This is a genomic window from Marivivens sp. ABH4_498 (assembly GCF_056160585.1).
Map to the genome: position 1 here is coordinate 112,079 of NZ_JBSWXL010000004.1, position 17,130 is coordinate 129,208.

General features: G+C 55.5%; 20 protein-coding genes. 12 read left to right on the forward strand and 8 right to left on the reverse strand.

Features of this window, described 5'->3' with window-relative positions; translation table 11 throughout:
* Window positions 1-7 precede the first annotated feature (7 nt).
* The 3 genes from ACXAGA_RS10715 to ACXAGA_RS10725 are packed head-to-tail and all read right to left on the reverse strand — an operon-like array spanning window position 8 to window position 2,868.
* Window positions 8-1,054: a FecCD family ABC transporter permease gene (locus ACXAGA_RS10715; RefSeq protein ID WP_475117469.1), complete on the reverse strand. Its 1,047-nt coding sequence runs from the start codon at window positions 1,052-1,054 to the stop codon at window positions 8-10.
* A complete protein-coding gene (locus tag ACXAGA_RS10720; RefSeq protein WP_475117470.1) occupies window positions 1,051-2,046 on the reverse strand; it encodes a FecCD family ABC transporter permease in 996 nt (331 codons plus the stop codon). The genes ACXAGA_RS10715 and ACXAGA_RS10720 overlap by 4 nt, the downstream gene beginning before the upstream one ends.
* Before the next feature lie 3 nt (window positions 2,047-2,049).
* On the reverse strand, window positions 2,050-2,868 hold the full coding sequence (locus ACXAGA_RS10725; protein WP_475117471.1) for an ABC transporter ATP-binding protein: 819 nt from the start codon (window positions 2,866-2,868) through the stop codon (window positions 2,050-2,052).
* A 207-nt stretch (window positions 2,869-3,075) separates the two neighbouring features.
* On the opposite strand from ACXAGA_RS10725, the gene ACXAGA_RS10730 reads away from it, so the two are divergent.
* From ACXAGA_RS10730 to ACXAGA_RS10740, 3 genes are read left to right on the forward strand one after another with little or no spacing between them, the layout of a single operon-like run.
* Window positions 3,076-4,017 (forward strand): nucleoside hydrolase, encoded by a 942-nt coding sequence (locus ACXAGA_RS10730; RefSeq protein WP_475117472.1) that lies wholly within the window; start codon window positions 3,076-3,078, stop codon window positions 4,015-4,017.
* Window positions 4,014-4,463 carry a GNAT family N-acetyltransferase gene (locus tag ACXAGA_RS10735; protein ID WP_475117473.1) on the forward strand — a complete coding sequence of 150 codons (450 nt, stop codon included), beginning with the start codon at window positions 4,014-4,016 and terminating at the stop codon, window positions 4,461-4,463. Before ACXAGA_RS10730 ends, ACXAGA_RS10735 begins: the two co-directional genes overlap by 4 nt.
* 9 nt (window positions 4,464-4,472) lie before the next feature.
* A complete protein-coding gene (locus tag ACXAGA_RS10740; protein WP_475117474.1) occupies window positions 4,473-5,849 on the forward strand; it encodes a protein adenylyltransferase SelO in 1,377 nt (458 codons plus the stop codon).
* 75 nt (window positions 5,850-5,924) lie between these two features.
* Here the strand turns inward: ACXAGA_RS10740 and ACXAGA_RS10745 are convergent, their stop codons facing one another.
* Window positions 5,925-6,473: a peptidylprolyl isomerase gene (locus tag ACXAGA_RS10745; RefSeq protein WP_475117475.1), complete on the reverse strand. Its 549-nt coding sequence runs from the start codon at window positions 6,471-6,473 to the stop codon at window positions 5,925-5,927.
* Window positions 6,466-6,975 carry a peptidylprolyl isomerase gene (locus ACXAGA_RS10750; protein WP_475117476.1) on the reverse strand — a complete coding sequence of 170 codons (510 nt, stop codon included), beginning with the start codon at window positions 6,973-6,975 and terminating at the stop codon, window positions 6,466-6,468. Before ACXAGA_RS10750 ends, ACXAGA_RS10745 begins: the two co-directional genes overlap by 8 nt.
* A 128-nt stretch (window positions 6,976-7,103) precedes the next feature.
* Between ACXAGA_RS10750 and ACXAGA_RS10755 the strand changes: the two genes are divergently transcribed.
* The 7 genes from ACXAGA_RS10755 to ACXAGA_RS10785 all read left to right on the forward strand — a co-directional run bounded on the left by ACXAGA_RS10755 (window position 7,104) and on the right by ACXAGA_RS10785 (window position 14,277).
* Window positions 7,104-8,279, forward strand: a complete 1,176-nt coding sequence (locus ACXAGA_RS10755) for a phosphoglycerate kinase (RefSeq protein ID WP_475117477.1) — start codon at window positions 7,104-7,106, stop codon at window positions 8,277-8,279.
* A gap of 147 nt (window positions 8,280-8,426) precedes the next feature.
* Complete coding sequence (locus ACXAGA_RS10760) at window positions 8,427-9,314, forward strand: fructose bisphosphate aldolase (protein WP_475117478.1); 888 nt, start codon at window positions 8,427-8,429, stop codon at window positions 9,312-9,314.
* Window positions 9,315-9,421: 107 nt separating this feature from the next.
* Entirely contained in the window at window positions 9,422-9,724 is a 303-nt protein-coding gene (locus tag ACXAGA_RS10765; RefSeq protein ID WP_475117479.1) for an FtsB family cell division protein, read from the forward strand.
* A 204-nt stretch (window positions 9,725-9,928) separates the two neighbouring features.
* Window positions 9,929-10,933, forward strand: coding sequence for a pyruvate dehydrogenase (acetyl-transferring) E1 component subunit alpha (pdhA, locus tag ACXAGA_RS10770; protein ID WP_475117480.1), 1,005 nt, complete (start codon window positions 9,929-9,931; stop codon window positions 10,931-10,933).
* Between the two features lie 17 nt (window positions 10,934-10,950).
* The gene (locus tag ACXAGA_RS10775; protein ID WP_475117481.1) at window positions 10,951-12,315 is read left to right on the forward strand and encodes a pyruvate dehydrogenase complex E1 component subunit beta; all 1,365 of its coding nucleotides are present in this window, start codon (window positions 10,951-10,953) and stop codon (window positions 12,313-12,315) included.
* A gap of 12 nt (window positions 12,316-12,327) precedes the next feature.
* The gene (locus ACXAGA_RS10780; protein WP_475117482.1) at window positions 12,328-13,641 is read left to right on the forward strand and encodes a pyruvate dehydrogenase complex dihydrolipoamide acetyltransferase; all 1,314 of its coding nucleotides are present in this window, start codon (window positions 12,328-12,330) and stop codon (window positions 13,639-13,641) included.
* A gap of 129 nt (window positions 13,642-13,770) precedes the next feature.
* Complete coding sequence (locus ACXAGA_RS10785) at window positions 13,771-14,277, forward strand: DUF4405 domain-containing protein (RefSeq protein ID WP_475117483.1); 507 nt, start codon at window positions 13,771-13,773, stop codon at window positions 14,275-14,277.
* A 30-nt stretch (window positions 14,278-14,307) separates the two neighbouring features.
* Here ACXAGA_RS10785 and ACXAGA_RS10790 read toward each other — a convergent pair whose 3' ends face one another.
* Window positions 14,308-14,730 (reverse strand): MarR family winged helix-turn-helix transcriptional regulator, encoded by a 423-nt coding sequence (locus tag ACXAGA_RS10790; protein ID WP_475117484.1) that lies wholly within the window; start codon window positions 14,728-14,730, stop codon window positions 14,308-14,310.
* Between the two features lie 116 nt (window positions 14,731-14,846).
* On the opposite strand from ACXAGA_RS10790, the gene ACXAGA_RS10795 reads away from it, so the two are divergent.
* Window positions 14,847-15,275, forward strand: a complete 429-nt coding sequence (locus ACXAGA_RS10795; protein ID WP_475117485.1) for an organic hydroperoxide resistance protein — start codon at window positions 14,847-14,849, stop codon at window positions 15,273-15,275.
* 32 nt (window positions 15,276-15,307) lie between these two features.
* On the opposite strand, the gene ACXAGA_RS10800 is transcribed toward ACXAGA_RS10795, so the two are convergent.
* Complete coding sequence (locus tag ACXAGA_RS10800; RefSeq protein WP_475117486.1) at window positions 15,308-15,814, reverse strand: N-acetyltransferase family protein; 507 nt, start codon at window positions 15,812-15,814, stop codon at window positions 15,308-15,310.
* A 146-nt stretch (window positions 15,815-15,960) separates the two neighbouring features.
* On the opposite strand from ACXAGA_RS10800, the gene ACXAGA_RS10805 reads away from it, so the two are divergent.
* On the forward strand, window positions 15,961-16,302 hold the full coding sequence (locus ACXAGA_RS10805) for a carboxymuconolactone decarboxylase family protein (protein ID WP_475117487.1): 342 nt from the start codon (window positions 15,961-15,963) through the stop codon (window positions 16,300-16,302).
* Here ACXAGA_RS10805 and cysE read toward each other — a convergent pair.
* On the reverse strand, window positions 16,299-17,117 hold the full coding sequence (gene cysE / locus ACXAGA_RS10810; protein WP_475117488.1) for a serine O-acetyltransferase: 819 nt from the start codon (window positions 17,115-17,117) through the stop codon (window positions 16,299-16,301). The genes ACXAGA_RS10805 and cysE overlap by 4 nt on opposite strands.
* Window positions 17,118-17,130 lie beyond the last annotated feature (13 nt).

The window sequence follows — 17,130 nt, forward strand, 5'->3', positions numbered from 1 at the left end:
TAAGGTGTCAAAGCTGGCTTGAATTGGCTCGCTTTAGAATAAGAAGAACAAAGATGGGCACGCCCACCACCGCAGAGATAAGACCTGCGGGAAACTGGATCGGGGCCGCAATGGTGCGCCCCAGCAGATCAGCGGCAGACACCAGAACAGCACCGCCAAGCGCGCTAAGGACCAAATGGGCGCCGACGCCGGCGCGGGTCAGGCGCTGCGCCATTTGCGGTGCAAGCAGGCCGATAAAACCAATCGGCCCTGCTGCCGCGACGGCGAATGCTGCCATCGCAACAGCCAAGGTGATCACGCCAAATTTTGCGCGGCCAATAGACAGGCCGAACCCAATCGCCAATTCAGGCCCGAACCGTAGCGCAGTCAGCGGCCGTACGACCCAAACCAATGCCGGAACACATAACGCCGTGCAGATCGCCAATACCGCACAGGGCCACCAAGATGCGGTATGGACGCTGCCCGCCATCCATCCCAGCGCGCTGCTTGCGCGGTTGATTTGGCCGTAGGTTAACAACGCAGATGTCCCCGCGCTGATGATCGCAGCCACGCCGATGCCAACCAAAATAAAGCGCAGTGAATTTTCGCCCCGCTTGCCTGCTGAAATCCACTGGATCAGCAATGCAGCACAGACCCCGCCCGTAAATGCCGCGATGGGGCGCGCCCAGATGGACACGTTTGGCCAAAGGACTATCAGCGACACCACGGCAAAGCTGGCGCCTTGGCTTACGCCGACCAACGACGGATCGGCCAGCGGATTGCGCGTTGTGCCTTGCAGTAACGCCCCTGAGATGGCCAACAATCCGCCGACAAGGCAGGCCACCACAAAACGCGGCATGCGCAAATCCCACAGAACGGTCAAAGCCGTCGGATCGCCCCGCCCCGACAAAAGCGCGGGAATGTCCCAGACCGCCACATCGTATGATCCGGCTAGCAAACTGGTGGCTCCGACCGCTAGGACCGCGATGATCAGGGCTGTGATCGCAACAGGCACCCCCTTTGCGAACCGCAACGACACCCGACCGCCAAAATATGAAACAGCGATATCCGTCATAGCCGTTTTCGCACCAGATACAGGAACAATGGCGCGCCGCAGAAGGATGTGACGATCCCCGTTGCGATCTCTGCCGGGGCGAAAACCGACCGCGCAACCAGATCGACAAGGATCATAAAGCCCGCGCCGAACACAGCGGCAAACGGGATCACGCGCCGATAGTCAGATCCGACGAAAAGCCGCGTCGCATGTGGAACAACCAGGCCGACAAACGCAATCGGCCCCGCCAAAGCAACTGCCGACGCCGTCAGAACCACCACGCAAGCCAATAGCGCGACGCTAAGCCGTTTGACGTTTACGCCCAAACCTGTCGCCGCTTCATGGCCCATGGATAGGGTCGTGACCTGCCTTGCCAACGCAAACGCAACGCACAGCCCCGCCACCATCCATGGCCAGACCCACCCCATTTTCGTCGCGGCAGAGTTGGTAATCGCCCCCGACAGCCAAACCCGAAAGATCGAAAAGCTTTCTTCGTTCAGCAGGTTCACCCCAGCCACAATCGAATTCAGAAATACCGAAACAGCCGCCCCCGTCAGCAGCAAAACAGCCGGCGATCGACCCTTAGGGATCATGGCGCAAATCGCCAAAACTACGGATGCTGCGCCTAACGATCCGATGGCCGCCCAAACCGGCAACCACGCGTCGGATCCCAAACCGAACCACCCTGCCCCGATCACTACGCCAAAGGATGCACCGCTCATTAATCCCAGAAGCCCGGGGTCCGCCAAAGGATTGCGCGTCACGCCTTGCATGATTGCACCTGCGACGGACAACGACGCGCCGATTGCCATGGCGGCAAACATGCGCGGCAATCGCATTTGGCGCACGACGATATGATCGAAATTCGCACGGTCGAAATCATAAAATGCCGACAACACGTCAAAGGGCGGTATCCATTTGCTGCCCAAAGCAAGATGCATCACCGCAAACGCCAACAACGCAGCCAGTGCCACCGCGATGCGGCCAAAGGAATGTTGGAACGTAACGGACATCGTTTATTCAGCGGCCAAACGGATTTGCGCCGCTGGAACACAAACCAAACGGTTGGACACAGGCGCGCGCATGACATCAGCCGCTAGCCCGAACACAGAGTGCAAATTTTCTCGGGTGAACACATCGGAAACGGGGCCATCTGCGCAAATTTTACCATCACGCATCATGATCATACGATCCGCAAAAGCCGCCGCGACGTTCAAATCATGCAGTACAACAACAACGGCGCGGGATTTGTCGTGGGCAATCGACGCCAATAGTTGCAGCAAATCGATCTGCACCTTTAGATCCAGAAACGTGGTTGGTTCATCCAACAACATGACGGGTGTATCTTGGGCTAGGATCATCGCAATCCAGCACCGCTGCCTTTGACCGCCCGATAGATCGTTTAATGGACGGTCTGCGAATTGGGCGACATCGGCTTGTTTCATCGCCGTTTCGACGGCTTCTGCATCTTGTTTTGACCAGTGACGCAGCAACGTCTGGTGGGGAAACCGCCCTTGGGCCACCAATTCGCGAACGGTTAGCCCCTCTGGCGCGACGGGGCCTTGTGGCAACAGCGCCAATTTGCGCGCAATGGATCGGGTCGATTTTTGATGCACATCTTGATCGCCCAGCCTGATCACGCCTTTGGTCAGCGGCAGAACCCGCGCCATACCTTTAAGCAAAGTCGATTTACCGCAACCGTTCGGGCCGACCAAAACCGTCAGCTCGCCCGCGCGCGCCGTAAGCGACACGCCATGAACGATCCGTTTGCGGCCATAAGAAATGACCGCATCGGTCACCGATACATCGTTCGATATGTGGGCAGCCTTTGCCACAATAAAGACCTACAGTTTTGATAAGTTATACGCCTCGTGCCACCCTTTTTGCGCTAACACAACCAAGCCAGCCCATTTCTTAACAAAAATAGTCAGAAATTATACCAAAAGGCATATGGCCGATTACAGCCTCCAAACCGGCTTTACCCTTGCGCCCGCATCAATGGCATTTCAAAGTCAGGCGAAATTTTATTAAAGGCGCACATTATGACAGCTCGCAAAATCATCATCGACACTGACCCGGGTCAGGACGACGCCGTCGCAATTTTGTTGGCATTGGCCAGCCCTGCCGAAATCGACCTTTTGGGCATCACAGCCGTTGCCGGCAATGTCCCTTTGCCACTGACCCAAAAGAATGCCCGCATCATCTGCGAAATGGCGGGCCGCACCGACGTCAAAGTATTCGCGGGCTGCGACACCCCATTGGCGCGCCCTTTGGTGACGGCCGAACATGTTCACGGCAAAACGGGTTTGGACGGGCCGCAATTGCCTGATCCCACTATGCCGTTACAGGACCAACACGCGGTGGATTTCATCATCGAAACCCTGCGCCGCGAACCTGCAGGTACGGTCACGATCTGCCCGATTGGCCCGCTGACCAATGTGGCGACGGCCATGCAGCAGGCCCCAGATATCATCGACCGCATTCAGGAAATCGTCCTCATGGGCGGCGCGTATTTCGAGGTTGGAAACATCACCCCAGCCGCTGAATTCAACATCTACGTCGACCCAGAAGCCGCTGAAATCGTGTTTAAATCCGGCGTTCCGCTGGTGGTTATGCCGCTGGACGTCACGCACAAGGCGTTGACCACAAAGGCCCGCATGAAACCCTTTGCCGATATGGGTAATCTGATCGGCAACATGATCGTCGAATGGACCGATTTCTTTGAACGGTTCGACATGGAAAAATACGGCAGCGACGGCGCGCCGCTGCATGATCCATGCACAATCGCCTATTTGATCCAACCCGACCTTTTCAAAGGCCGCCACATCAATGTAGAGATCGAAACGAAATCCGACCTTACCTTGGGTATGACGGTCGCGGATTGGTGGCGGGTCACGGACCGCGCTCCGAACGCAATGTTCATGGGTGATGTCGATGCTGACGCCTTTTTCGCCATGATGGCAGAACGGATTGGAACTCTGTGACCACCTCTATTACCCTTGCGGGCCCCGATGCGCTGGACCGTGTGTTGTCATTAGTTGAACGTTACCACGCAGAATGCGGCATCGCATCGGACGAGGTCACCCGCCAACGCGCGGTCGAACCATTGCTGAACGGCAGCCCTTTGGGCGCGATTTGGTTGATCGGGCCGCAACGCGCGCCTTTGGGCTATGTTCTAGTGACATTCGGCTGGTCCATCGCCCAAGGCGGTATGGAAGGCTGGGTCGATGAAACCTACATCCGCCCGTCCGTTCGCCGCCGCGGTATCGGCACCGAAGTCCTGCATTCCGTCGCCGTCGCATTGGGCCAAGGCGGCGTCAAAGCGCTGCACATGCGTTTGGACAACCCCGACGCTGGTCTGATTGTGTTCTGCGAAAAGGTTGGCTTTCGTCGGCGGAACAATACCCTTGTGCTGACTGACGTTTTGTAAGGCCCCGATATGCACCTGTTCGATTTCGACAATAGCTATGCCACGCTGCCAACGGCGCTGTTTAGCGAACAAAAGGCTCAGCCCGTTGCGGACCCTCAGCTATTTGCCCTGAATGACGAACTGGTGCGAACGCTGGGCGGCACCCCAGATGATTTTCGCACGCCATTCGGCATCGCGTGTTTGGCTGGCAACGCCGTACCAGATGGCGCGCGCCCGTTGGCGCAGGCCTATGGCGGTCATCAGTTTGGCCACTGGAACCCCGGATTGGGCGACGGCCGCGCGCTGCTGATCGGGGAAATTGTGACCGACCATGGCCGGTTCGACATGCAGCTAAAGGGATCAGGCCGCACGCCCTATTCCCGTGCGGGTGATGGCCGTGCATGGGTTGGCCCCGTGATCCGCGAATATCTGATATCCGAGGCGATGGTCGCATTGGGCGTTCCCACCACCCGTGCGCTGGCCGCAGTCACCACAGGCGAAAATATCCTACGCGACGGCCCCGTTCCCGGCGCGATCCTGACGCGCATCGCATCTAGCCATATCCGCGTTGGCACGTTCCAGCTACAGGCGTTTCGCAGCGACACCAGCGCGCTGCGCGCCCTCTATGATCACACGGTTGCGCGCCATTTCCCGACCGCCACAACCATTTTCGAAACCACCGCCCAAATGATCGACCGCCAATGCGATCTGGTGGCCCGCTGGATGTCGCTGGGGTTCATTCACGGGGTTATGAACACAGACAATATGACCGTGTCGGGCGAAACCATCGACTATGGCCCCTGCACGTTTATGGACACCTACCATCCCTCAACCGTGCTGTCGTCCATCGACAGACAGGGCCGCTACGCCTATGGAAACCAACCATCCATCGCAGCGTGGAACATCGCCCAATTCGCATCCAGCCTTGTGCCTCTGGCCGATGACCAAGACGCCGCCATTGAAACATTAAACGCAATGATGGGCACGTTTCAGGACAAATGGCAGGCCGCTTGGGCGCGACATTTCTGCCCGAAATTCGGCCTAAAAACATCAGAACCCGCAACCCAACTGGCCCGTCAATATTTGACAATGATGGCCGAGGCCCGCGCAGATTTCACCCAAACCTTTGCAGATATCGACACGTCCCTAGACCATGCCGACTACGCAAATTGGCGTGCCGAATGGCTGGCCCTAAAACCAGATCTAGACCTTGCCGCTAAACACAACCCGCAGGTCATCCCGCGCCTTCATCATATCGAACAGGTGATCCAATCCGCCGTCGCCCAAGACCGCAAACCCTTCGATGACATCCTGACCGCCGTCACAAACCCATTCGCTCATCACGACATATACAGCCGCGCACCAGAACCAGAAGAACGCGTATCAGCCACCTTTTGCGGCACCTGAGCGCTAAAGGCGCGAGGCAAAAACAACGCGGGCGGCCATTGGCCGCCCGCACCGTTTAACAACAGAAGAAACCGATTATTCGGTTACAACAACTGTTTCCATCACATCTGGCTGACCGATCACCGACCCGTTTGGACCCAAACCGCGTTTGATCGCATCAACCACATCCATGCCTTCGGTCACTTCGCCAACAATGGTGTACTGACCATCCAGGAAATACCCTGGTGCGAACATGATAAAGAACTGGCTGTTTGCGGAATCAGGATGGCTCGAACGGGCCATGCCGACAACGCCGCGTTCGAACGACAGATTGGAAAACTCGGCAACGATATTGCCGTAATCCGAACCGCCCGTACCAGCCATCGCCATGTTGCCGCCCTCTAGCAGACCGTTTTTCACATCACCCGTTTGCGCCATGAAACCATCGATCACGCGGTGGAATACAACGCCGTCGTAATCGCCATCATTTGCAATCTTGGTGATCTGCTCGACGTGCAAAGGCGCCACATCTTCGAACAGGTCGATGTGGATTGTGCCGTTCGCTTCGCCCGCGATGGTGATGTCCAGCCCGCTGGCGGCCACAGGGCCCGCCAGCAAAACCAAAGCAGCCGCCAGATTACGCATCTGCAGCCACTTTCACCGAAATCATCTTGTCTGGGTTCGCAGGTGGTTCACCACGAACGATCGCATCAACATGTTCCATGCCTTCGATGACGCGGCCATAAACCGTGTACTGACCGTTCAGGAAATCATTGTCTTTAAAGTTGATGAAGAACTGGCTGTTTGCCGAATTCGGGTTCATCGAACGGGCTGCACCCAGCGTGCCGCGTGCGTGTGGCAGACGCGAAAATTCTGCTGGAACGTCTTCCAGATCCGAACCGCCAGTGCCAACGCGGCCCATGTTGAACGAATCTGCGTTCGAGTTGCCGTATTCAACGTCGCCGGTTTGCGCCATGAAACCGTCGATCACGCGGTGGAATACAACGCCGTCGTATTTACCCGCGCGCGCCAGTTCTTTCATGCGCTCGGAATGCTTTGGTGCAACGTCAGGCAGCAGTTCAATAACAACATTGCCGTCTTTCAGTTCGATGATGACAGTGTTTTCTGGATCTTTGATCTCGGCCACGTGGCTCTCCTTTATTCAAAAATTAGCCTAGACATATGCCTGATACAGCCGCTTGCCAAGGTATCTGCCTTGACCCGCGCCACAAAGGCGATATCGAGTAATAGAAACTTTATTTAAGGGAGGCACTCATGGCCTGGAAAACACTTGATGACATGGATCTGGCTGGCAAACGCGTATTGGTCCGCGTTGACATTAACGTTCCGGTAGAAGACGGCAAAGTCACCGATGCCACCCGCATTGAACGCATCGTCCCAACAATCAAAGATATCGTCGCTGCTGGCGGCCGCCCGATCATGCTGGCCCACTTTGGTCGCCCCAAAGGTCAGCCAAACCCCGACATGTCCCTGCGCGTCACATTGCCTGCGCTGGAACAGGCGCTGGGAACATCCGTCACATTCATCGAACGCCCATCGCGCGAAGACATCGACGCGCTGCCTGCTGATGCCATCGTTCTGATCGAAAACACCCGTTTTTCCGATATGGAAGAAAAGAACGACCCGAAAATGGCGCAGTTTCTGGCGACCTTGGGCGACATCTATGTAAATGACGCATTTTCTGCTGCGCACCGCGCCCACGCATCGACCGAAGGCGTCGCTCGTTTGCTGCCATCCGCAGCGGGCCGCCTGATGGCCGAAGAATTGTCCGCGCTGGAAAAAGCATTGGGCACCCCTGCCCGCCCTGTCGTCGCTGTTGTCGGCGGCGCGAAAGTTTCGACCAAATTGGATCTGCTGGGCAATCTGGTTGGCAAAGTCGACCATCTGGTCATCGGCGGCGGCATGGCGAACACGTTCCTAGCGGCCCAAGGCGTTAACGTCGGCAAATCGCTGTGCGAACATGATCTGGCCGATACCGCGCGTGACATCCTGAAAAAGGCCCATGATGCGGGCTGTGAAATCATCCTGCCACGCGACGTTGTTGTGGCCCGCGAATTTGCAGCGAACGCAGAGAACGAAACCGTTGTGCCTGAATCCGTTCCATCGGACGCAATGATTTTGGACGCAGGCCCAGAAACCGTTGCCTATATCTCTGATGTGCTGACCCGTGCGGAAACTCTGATCTGGAACGGCCCGCTGGGTGCGTTCGAAATCGAACCTTTTGACGCAGCAACGAACGCAGCAGCGAAAAAGGCGGCTGAGCTAACCAAAGCAGGCAAATTGGTGTCTGTTGCAGGTGGCGGTGATACCGTTGCTGCATTGAACAAAGCCGACGCAGCAAAGGATTTCACCTATATTTCCACCGCTGGCGGCGCATTCTTGGAATGGATGGAAGGCAAGGAATTGCCAGGTGTTTCTGCGCTCGGTTGAGGCAAAATGAAACAATAAAATGTTCGTTAGCGAAAACATGACTTTCGCTAGCGATAACACATTTGCGCGTTTCGCCTCGCTTTTCTATGAGCGAGGCGAAAGCCGTTATAGGGCGGCAAAAACCTAATATTTAAAGAGGGTTGACTAATGAACGCACAAATGGCCGACAAAATCTTGACCGGCAAAGGTTTCATCGCTGCACTGGATCAAAGTGGCGGATCGACCCCAAAGGCGCTGCGCCAATACGGCATCGAAGAAAACGAATATAACGGCGACGCCGAAATGTTCGACATGATCCACCAGATGCGCAGCCGTATCATCAAATCGCCTGCCTTTACCGGTGATAAAGTTGTCGGCGCAATCCTGTTTGAAATGACAATGGATCGCGACATCGACGGCACTCCAACTGCTGATTACCTGTGGAACCAGAAATCGGTCGTTCCGTTCCTGAAAATCGACAAAGGTCTGGAAGCCGAAGCAAACGGCGTTCAGCTGATGAAACCGATGCCAGACCTGAACGACCTGCTGGACCGCGCCGTTGCAAAGAACATCTTTGGCACCAAAGAACGTTCGGTTATCAACGCAGCGAACGAAACCGGCATCAAAGCGATCGTCGAACAGCAGTTCGACATTGGCCGTCAGGTCTCTGCCAAGGGTCTGATGCCGATCCTAGAGCCAGAGGTGAACATCACCATCGCGGACAAAGCAGAAGCCGAAGCGATCCTGCGTGATGAACTGCTAAAAGGTCTGGATGCTGTGAGCGAAGGTCAGGTGATGCTAAAAGTATCGCTGCCGACCGTCGAAAATTTCTACAAACCACTGATCGACCACCCTCGCGTGATGAAGGTCGTTGCTTTGTCCGGTGGCTACAGCCGCGATGATGCAAACGCCTTGCTGTCGAAACAAACAGGTATGATCGCATCGTTCAGCCGTGGTTTGACCGAAGGCCTGAACGCGAAACAGTCCGAAACCGATTTTGACAGCCTGCTGTCGAACGCAGTTGCGGGCATTCATGCGGCATCTATCGCAGGTTAAACAAAAAGCCGCATAAATTCCCCACATATACGAATTAGGGGATTCACAAAAAGAATCAGATGTGCGATTCTACGTCCAACACCCGTTAGAGGTGACATGAGGCAGATATGAACCGCACATCTCGTCCCGCTATGGGGGCAGTCATTTATTTTTCCGGCGCCGTTTTGTTCGGCCTGTATTTCACCTTTGCTGCAGTGCAAGGCGAATACGGTCTGTTCCGCCGCGCTGAAATCGACGCACATGCGCGGGATTTGCAGGCTGATCTGGATATATTGCAGATCGAAGTCGCCCGCATGGAAAACCTCACCCGCCGCCTAAGCGATACCTATCTGGATCTGGACCTGCTGGACGAACGCGCCCGTGACGTTCTGGGTATGGTGCGTTCCGATGAAATCGTGATCACGCGCTAACCCTCGGTTAATTTCTGAAAACCTAGCCACAGGCCTGCCGCGCACACCGCGTTGCGGGCCTTTTGCGTTGGCTGCGGGACGGTTTGCAGCGGATGCATGGCACCTACCCGCTGCCTAAAAACATTGACTCTCGCTTTTCCGCAAACCATCCTGTATGAGATTGTTTAACACTAAACTATTTCGCCAGTTAAGGACGGAGGACCTATGGCCGCGAGAAAACCAGCCAAACAGCCAAACGTGTCGAAAGAGGAATTGCTATCCTACTATAAAGACATGTTGCTAATCCGTCGTTTTGAAGAAAAGGCAGGCCAATTGTATGGCATGGGCCTGATCGGCGGTTTCTGTCACCTATACATCGGCCAAGAAGCCGTGGTTGTCGGCCTAGAAGCCGCAACCAAAGAAGGCGACAAACGCGTCACATCCTACCGCGACCACGGCCATATGTTGGCCTGCGGCATGGAAGCCAACGGCGTGATGGCCGAACTGACCGGCCGCGAAGGCGGTTATTCCAAAGGTAAAGGCGGCTCCATGCACATGTTCTCGAAAGAGAAACATTTCTATGGCGGCCACGGTATCGTTGGTGCGCAGGTTCCGCTGGGTGCGGGCCTTGCGTTTTCGGACAAATACAAAGGCAACGACAACGTCACCTTTGCATACTTTGGCGACGGCGCTGCGAACCAGGGTCAGGTTTATGAAACCTACAACATGGCCGAACTGTGGGACCTGCCGGTGATTTTCGTCATCGAAAACAACCAATACGCCATGGGCACTTCGGTTCAGCGTTCGACCAAATCGAAAACCCTATGGGAACGCGGCGCAGCCTACGGCATCGAAGGCGAAGAAGTCGACGGTATGGACGTTCTGGCCGTGAAAGAGGCCGGTGAACGCGCTGTCGCACACTGCCGCGCGGGCAAAGGCCCCTATATTCTAGAGGTCAAAACCTACCGTTACCGTGGTCACTCTATGTCGGACCCTGCGAAATACCGCACCCGCGAAGAAGTGCAGAAAATGCGCGAAGAGCGTGACCCAATCGAACAAATCCGTTCCATCCTGCTGACTGGCAACCATGCGACCGAAGATGACCTAAAGGCCATCGACAAAGACATCAAAGCCATCGTCAATGAATCGGCAGAGTTCGCAAAAACAAGCCCAGAGCCTGATGTGTCCGAACTATGGACAGACATCTACGCAGAAGAACCACAGGCTTAAGGGAGGAGACGACGACTATGGCTACTGAAATTCTTATGCCCGCCCTGTCCCCCACCATGGAGGAAGGCACTCTGGCCAAATGGCTGAAAAAAGAGGGCGACACCATTTCCGCAGGCGACATCATCGCAGAAATCGAAACCGATAAGGCAACGATGGAATTCGAAGCGGTCGACGAAGGCGTGATGGGCAAAATCCTGATCGAAGAAGGCACCGAAGCGGTCAAGGTTAACACCCCAATCGCAATTCTGGTCGAAGAAGGCGAAGAAGTCCCTGCCGAGGTCGGAAATTCCGCACCTGCAGCGGTCGCAGCGCCAGAGGCTGCTCCGGCACCTGCGCCAGTTGCGGCGGCCCCAGCTGCGCCAAAGGTCGAACAGACCCCTGATTGGCCAGAAGGCACCGAAATGAAAACCCAGACCGTCCGCGAAGCATTGCGCGACGCGATGGCCGAAGAAATGCGCCGCGACGAAAACGTGTTCCTGATGGGCGAAGAAGTCGGCGAATACCAAGGCGCCTATAAAATTTCGCAAGGGATGCTGGATGAATTCGGTTCGAAACGCGTGATCGACACGCCGATCACCGAACACGGCTTTGCGGGTATCGCGACGGGTGCTGCATTCGGCGGTCTGAAACCGATCGTTGAATTCATGACCTTCAACTTTGCAATGCAGGCGATCGACCACCTGATCAACTCTGCCGCAAAGACGCTGTATATGTCCGGCGGCCAGATGGGCGCACCAATGGTGTTCCGCGGCCCGAACGGCGCAGCGGCCCGCGTTGGCGCTCAGCACAGCCAAGACTACGCGGCATGGTACGCGCAGATCCCAGGCCTAAAGGTTGTGATGCCTTACACCGCAGCAGACTACAAAGGTCTGATGAAACAGGCGATCCGCGATCCGAACCCTGTGATCTTCTTGGAAAACGAAATCCTCTACGGCAAATCGTTCGAAGTGCCCGTTCTGGATGATTTCACCATTCCCTTCGGCAAAGCGCGCATTGCCCGTTCGGGTAACGATGTGACCATCGTGTCCTTCGGCATCGGCATGACCTATGCATTGGAAGCGGCCGAAAAATTGGCGGCCGAAGGTATCGACGCCGAAGTCATCGACCTGCGCACCGTACGCCCGATCGACTACGACACCGTTCTGGCATCGGTTAAGAAAACCAACCGCATGATCACAGTCGAAGAAGGCTGGCCAGTCGGTTCGATCGGCAACCACCTGTCGGCCTACGTCATGACCCATGCGTTCGATTATCTGGACGCACCGGTTCTGAACTGCACCGGCAAAGACGTGCCAATGCCTTACGCGGCGAACCTCGAAAAACTGGCGCTGGTCACCACAGCCGAAGTGATCGACGCCGTGAAACAAGTCACCTACCGCTAAGGAGGACAAGCGATGCCCACAGAAATCCTGATGCCCGCCCTGTCCCCCACGATGGAGGAAGGCACGCTGGCCAAATGGCTGGTCAAAGAAGGTGACACCGTTTCCAGCGGTGACATCATCGCCGAAATCGAAACCGACAAAGCGACCATGGAATTCGAAGCCGTGGACGAAGGCGTCGTTGGCAAAATCGTCGTCGCCGAAGGCACCGAAGGCGTCAAAGTAAACGCTTTGATCGCAGTCCTGCTCGAAGACGGCGAAAGCGCTGACGACATCGACACCGCTGGTTCGGCAGAACCAAAGGCGGCACCAGCCGCCGCCGCGGGCAACGAAGAGGCCGCGCCAGCGGCCGCTGAGGCGCCCGCAACCCCTGCCCCAGCTGCGCCTGTCAAAGACGGCAATCGCATTTTCGCGTCACCTTTGGCCCGCCGCATTGCTGCGCAAAAAGGTTTGGATCTGTCTGCAATCACCGGTTCCGGCCCCAAAGGTCGCATCGTGAAATCGGACGTCGAAAACGCGACCGCAGCGCCAAAGGCAGAAACGCCGAAAGCCGCCGCGCCTGCGGCTGCAGCGCCGGCCGCTGCTGCTGTTGCAACGGGCCCATCGACCGATGCCGTTCTGAAAATGTACGAAGGCACCGATTTCGAAGAGGTCAAACTGGACGGCATGCGCAAAACCATCGCTGCCCGTCTGACCGAAGCGAAACAATCCGTTCCGCATTTCTACCTGCGCCGCGACATCGAACTGGACGAATTGTTGGCCTTCCGCGCTCAGATCAACGCCAAACTGGCAGATCGCGGCGTGAAACTGTCGGTCAACGATTTCATCATCAAAGCCTGCGCCGTTGCCCTGCAACAAATCCCAGAAGCGAACGCAGTATGGGCAGGTGATCGTGTTCTGAAATTCACCAATTCGGACGTGGCCGTCGCCGTCGCGATCGAAGGTGGCTTGTTCACTCCGGTTTTGAAAAACTCGGACAGCAAATCGCTATCGGCTCTGTCGACCGAGATGAAAGATCTGGCAAAACGCGCACGCGACCGCAAACTGGCGCCGCATGAATATCAGGGCGGTTCCTTCGCGATTTCCAACTTGGGCATGTTCGGCATCGACAACTTTGACGCCATCATCAACCCACCGCATTCCGCAATTCTTGCGGTTGGCGCGGGCGTGAAAAAACCGGTTGTTGGCGCGGATGACCAGATCAAAGTCGCGACAGTCATGTCCGTGACCCTGTCGGTCGATCACCGCGTGATTGACGGCGCGCTGGGTGCGGATCTGCTGAAAGCGATCAAAGAAAATCTGGAAAACCCGATGGCCATGCTGGCCTAAGGCACCCCATAAACCAATCAGAAAAACCCTTTGGTCCTGCCAAAGGGTTTTTTTGTGCCTAAGCGACGGAAATCATGTCCGGTTTCGTTCTAATGGCATTTAATAAGCTAGTTTAGTTACGAGCCTGATATGAAACAGTTCTTTTTGCGCTATGCGACCCCTCTTATCACCGGATTTTTCCTAATTTCCATCATCACCGGCGTGGCGATGTATTTCGACCTTGGCCCACGGTCGTTCCATTCGATGCATGAAATTTTGGGTCTGGTTCTGGTTGTCCCGTTCGTTCTGCACCTATGGCGCAACTGGCGGCCGCTGAAAAGTTATTTCACACACGCGCCCATGGCGATTGGCCTGGCCATCGCTGCAGTATCCGCGTCGTTCTTTTTGTTCCAAACCACGCCCGAGGGCGGACCAAACGGCGGTGGACGCCCGCCTCAGTTCGAAATTGCAGCACAGATTGTCACGCAGCCAATCTCGGACATCGCGCCGCTGTTTGATGTCTCTGCCGATGATTTGGCTTCGGCTCTGATTGAAAACGGATATGCCGTCACATCGACCCAAGACACCTTGGCCGATATTGCAGCCGCATCAGGCAAAACAGACGAAGAGGCACAGTCCTTTTTGCTGACCATCTAATCCCCGACTAAGCCCCACAATTTGTGGGGCTTATTTTTTGATCGCACCGCGCATTTTGCGCAAAAGGCCCTGTAGCTGGATGAATTCATCAATGGTTAGCCCCGTCGCGGTCGCCACGCATTCTGTTAATCGCGCGCGTTCAGCCTCTAATTTGCGGCCCTGTTCCGTCAGATAAACATGTACACGGCGTTCATCGTCAGTATCGCGGCGGCGGGCAACCAGCCCTGCTCCCTCCATCCGTTTGATCAAAGGCGTAAGCGTGCTGCTTTCAAGTCCAAGGATTGAACTGATTTCGCCGATGGTGCGGCCGTCCTTTTCCCACAGGATCATCAGGGCAAGGTACTGCGGATAGGTCAAATTCAGATCGTCCAGCAATGGCTTATACAACCTGCCCACCGCTAGATTTGCGGCGTAGACATCGAAACAGATCATTTCATTTAACGGATCAGACATACTTTCAGCACCCAAAATGTAACAATCAATAACTAAGTCGTGCGCGATCTAATCGCAAGGTTGATAAATTTATATATCGCGATAATTAATATCACAGAAGCAAAAAGGAATACATTATGCCTGCATCAAAAATTCTATATTCGACCAAAGCCACAGCCACCGGCGGACGGACCGGCACCGCGAAAACCCATGATGGTGCGCTGGACCTGAAATTGGTGACCCCTAAGGAATTGGGCGGCGCTGGCGGTGATGGCGTCAACCCCGAACAGCTATTTGCAGCGGGATATTCGGCCTGTTTTTTGGGCGCGATGAAAGCCTATGCCGCTGGCAAGAAGATCAAAGTGCCCGAAGACGCGACCGTGACCGCGACCGTTGGCATTGGCCCACGCGATGACAACGGATTTGGCATTCAGGTCCAGATCGAAGTGTCCCTGCCCGGCGTGGCAGACGATGTTGCGGATGATCTGATCGCGGGCGCCCACCACGTGTGCCCATATTCGGACGCAACACGCGGGTCGTTGGATGTCACACCGACCCGAGTTTAATACAAAAGCCCCCGAAAATTCGGGGGCTTTTTTCATGGGGCGCTGCGGTCATCCAACCGCAATTGCAAAAGAACCAAATCCAACCAGCGACCAAATTTCATGCCGGCTTGGGGCATTCTACCGACTTCGACAAAGCCTAATTTTTGATGCAGCGCGATGGACCCTAGGTTTGCACCGTCAATGGCGGCGACCATCACATGCAAACCGTTACTTCGGGCTTTTTCGATCAAGGCCGACAGCAATTTGGGGCCAATACCCTGCCCTTGAAACCCAGGACGCAGGTAAATGGAATGTTCGACCGTTAAGTGAAACCCATCTTGCGGACGGAACACGGCGTAGGTTGCATAGCCAGCCATTTCGCCATCAACCTCGGCCACCAAAACGGGGTTCCCTTTTTCTTTTTGGGCCGACAGGAACGCAAGTCTGTTTTCTAAATCAATCGCTTGCACGTTCCACAGCGCAGTGCCTGTTTCCACTTCGTGATTGTAGATCTGCGTTAGGATGACCGCATCATCAGGCGTCGCGCTGCGAATAATCATATTTTCACACCCATTCATTTGCGCCTGAACAGAACCGCGAATTAAGCAAAACCGCAAGTCACCAAAACATTTCAAATTATTGATCTAACGCAAAGAATTTGCGCAGCGCGATGATACCAAGTCTGCATAAAGACAAAGGAACGACCATGGACTGGAAAGACTATCTGGGCAATACAACGCGGCTGACCCGTGATTTCCGCAAAGCGCAGCCCGACGTTGGCAAAGCGTTCACGCAAATGCACCATGCCGCTTTGGCTGATGGCGCGCTGTCGACAAAGCACAAAGAATTACAATGCATTGTGATTGGCATTGTCACCCATTGCGCGGATTGTATCGGTTTCCATTTGCAAGCCGCCGTCAAAGCAGGCGCAACCCGCGCCGAGATCGAAGAAACCATTTCGACATGCATTTTGATGGGCGGCGGCCCCGCGTATATGTATGGAATGAAGGCGTTAGAGGCCTATGACCAACTGATCGGAGAGGGTTAACCCTCTCCCATACATTTTTTCAGCAATTGATCCATCGAAACAGATGGCTGGTCGCAGCCTGCTTCGCCAACGATTTTGGCAGGTACACCGGCCACTGTTTTGCACGGCGGTATATCACCCAGCACAACGGAACCCGCCGCGATGCGGCTACGGTCACCGATTTTGATATTGCCCAGCACCGAAGCGCCAGCGCCGATCAGAACACCATTGCCGATTTTCGGGTGACGGTCTTCGTCCTCTTTGCCGGTGCCGCCCAAGGTGACAGTGTGCAGGATCGACACGTTGTCACCCACAACAGCGGTTTCGCCGATGACGATTGAATGAGCGTGGTCGATCATGATGCCCTTGCCGATTTTCGCGGCTGGGTGGATGTCGACGCCAAAGCTTTCGGAAATGCGCATTTGCAGGAAATACGCCATATCACGGCGACCCTGTTCCCACAGATAATGGCCCAAACGATAGGCCTGAACCGCCTGAAAACCTTTGAAATATAGTAAAGGATGCAGAAAACGGTGGCAGGCTGGGTCGCGTTCGAATGTTGCGACCAAATCGGCACGGGCCGAATTTACCAGCTCTGGTTCGGCCTCATAGGCGCTATCCGCAATTTCACGCAGCAACTGTTCCGACATTTCTGCCGACGCCAGTTTCATCGACAAACGATAGGCCAATGCGTCTTCGAAACGGGCGTGATGCAGGATGCATTGATGCAGCAGACTGCCCATCAACGGTTCATCTTTGATGGCGGCTTCGGCTTCGGAACAGATGCGATCCCAAACGGGATCGATTTGTGCGATTGATGCTTTGAACTTTGCCATGACCGGCTCCTGC

Bases quoted from the DNA above. Each gene is read 5' to 3' on its own strand.
- ACXAGA_RS10805 (WP_475117487.1), top strand. From the start codon at position 15,961: ATGGACTGGAAAGACTATCTGGGCAATACAACGCGGCTGACCCGTGAT.
- ACXAGA_RS10785 (WP_475117483.1), top strand. From the start codon at position 13,771: ATGAAACAGTTCTTTTTGCGCTATGCGACCCCTCTTATCACCGGATTT.
- ACXAGA_RS10730 (WP_475117472.1), top strand. From the start codon at position 3,076: ATGACAGCTCGCAAAATCATCATCGACACTGACCCGGGTCAGGACGAC.
- ACXAGA_RS10740 (WP_475117474.1), top strand. From the start codon at position 4,473: ATGCACCTGTTCGATTTCGACAATAGCTATGCCACGCTGCCAACGGCG.
- ACXAGA_RS10765 (WP_475117479.1), top strand. From the start codon at position 9,422: ATGAACCGCACATCTCGTCCCGCTATGGGGGCAGTCATTTATTTTTCC.
- pdhA (WP_475117480.1), top strand. From the start codon at position 9,929: ATGGCCGCGAGAAAACCAGCCAAACAGCCAAACGTGTCGAAAGAGGAA.
- ACXAGA_RS10795 (WP_475117485.1), top strand. From the start codon at position 14,847: ATGCCTGCATCAAAAATTCTATATTCGACCAAAGCCACAGCCACCGGC.
- ACXAGA_RS10790 (WP_475117484.1), bottom strand. From the start codon at position 14,730: ATGTCTGATCCGTTAAATGAAATGATCTGTTTCGATGTCTACGCCGCA.
- cysE (WP_475117488.1), bottom strand. From the start codon at position 17,117: ATGGCAAAGTTCAAAGCATCAATCGCACAAATCGATCCCGTTTGGGAT.
- ACXAGA_RS10715 (WP_475117469.1), bottom strand. From the start codon at position 1,054: ATGACGGATATCGCTGTTTCATATTTTGGCGGTCGGGTGTCGTTGCGG.
- ACXAGA_RS10800 (WP_475117486.1), bottom strand. From the start codon at position 15,814: ATGATTATTCGCAGCGCGACGCCTGATGATGCGGTCATCCTAACGCAG.
- ACXAGA_RS10745 (WP_475117475.1), bottom strand. From the start codon at position 6,473: ATGCGTAATCTGGCGGCTGCTTTGGTTTTGCTGGCGGGCCCTGTGGCC.
- ACXAGA_RS10755 (WP_475117477.1), top strand. From the start codon at position 7,104: ATGGCCTGGAAAACACTTGATGACATGGATCTGGCTGGCAAACGCGTA.
- ACXAGA_RS10780 (WP_475117482.1), top strand. From the start codon at position 12,328: ATGCCCACAGAAATCCTGATGCCCGCCCTGTCCCCCACGATGGAGGAA.
- ACXAGA_RS10775 (WP_475117481.1), top strand. From the start codon at position 10,951: ATGGCTACTGAAATTCTTATGCCCGCCCTGTCCCCCACCATGGAGGAA.
- ACXAGA_RS10720 (WP_475117470.1), bottom strand. From the start codon at position 2,046: ATGTCCGTTACGTTCCAACATTCCTTTGGCCGCATCGCGGTGGCACTG.
- ACXAGA_RS10760 (WP_475117478.1), top strand. From the start codon at position 8,427: ATGAACGCACAAATGGCCGACAAAATCTTGACCGGCAAAGGTTTCATC.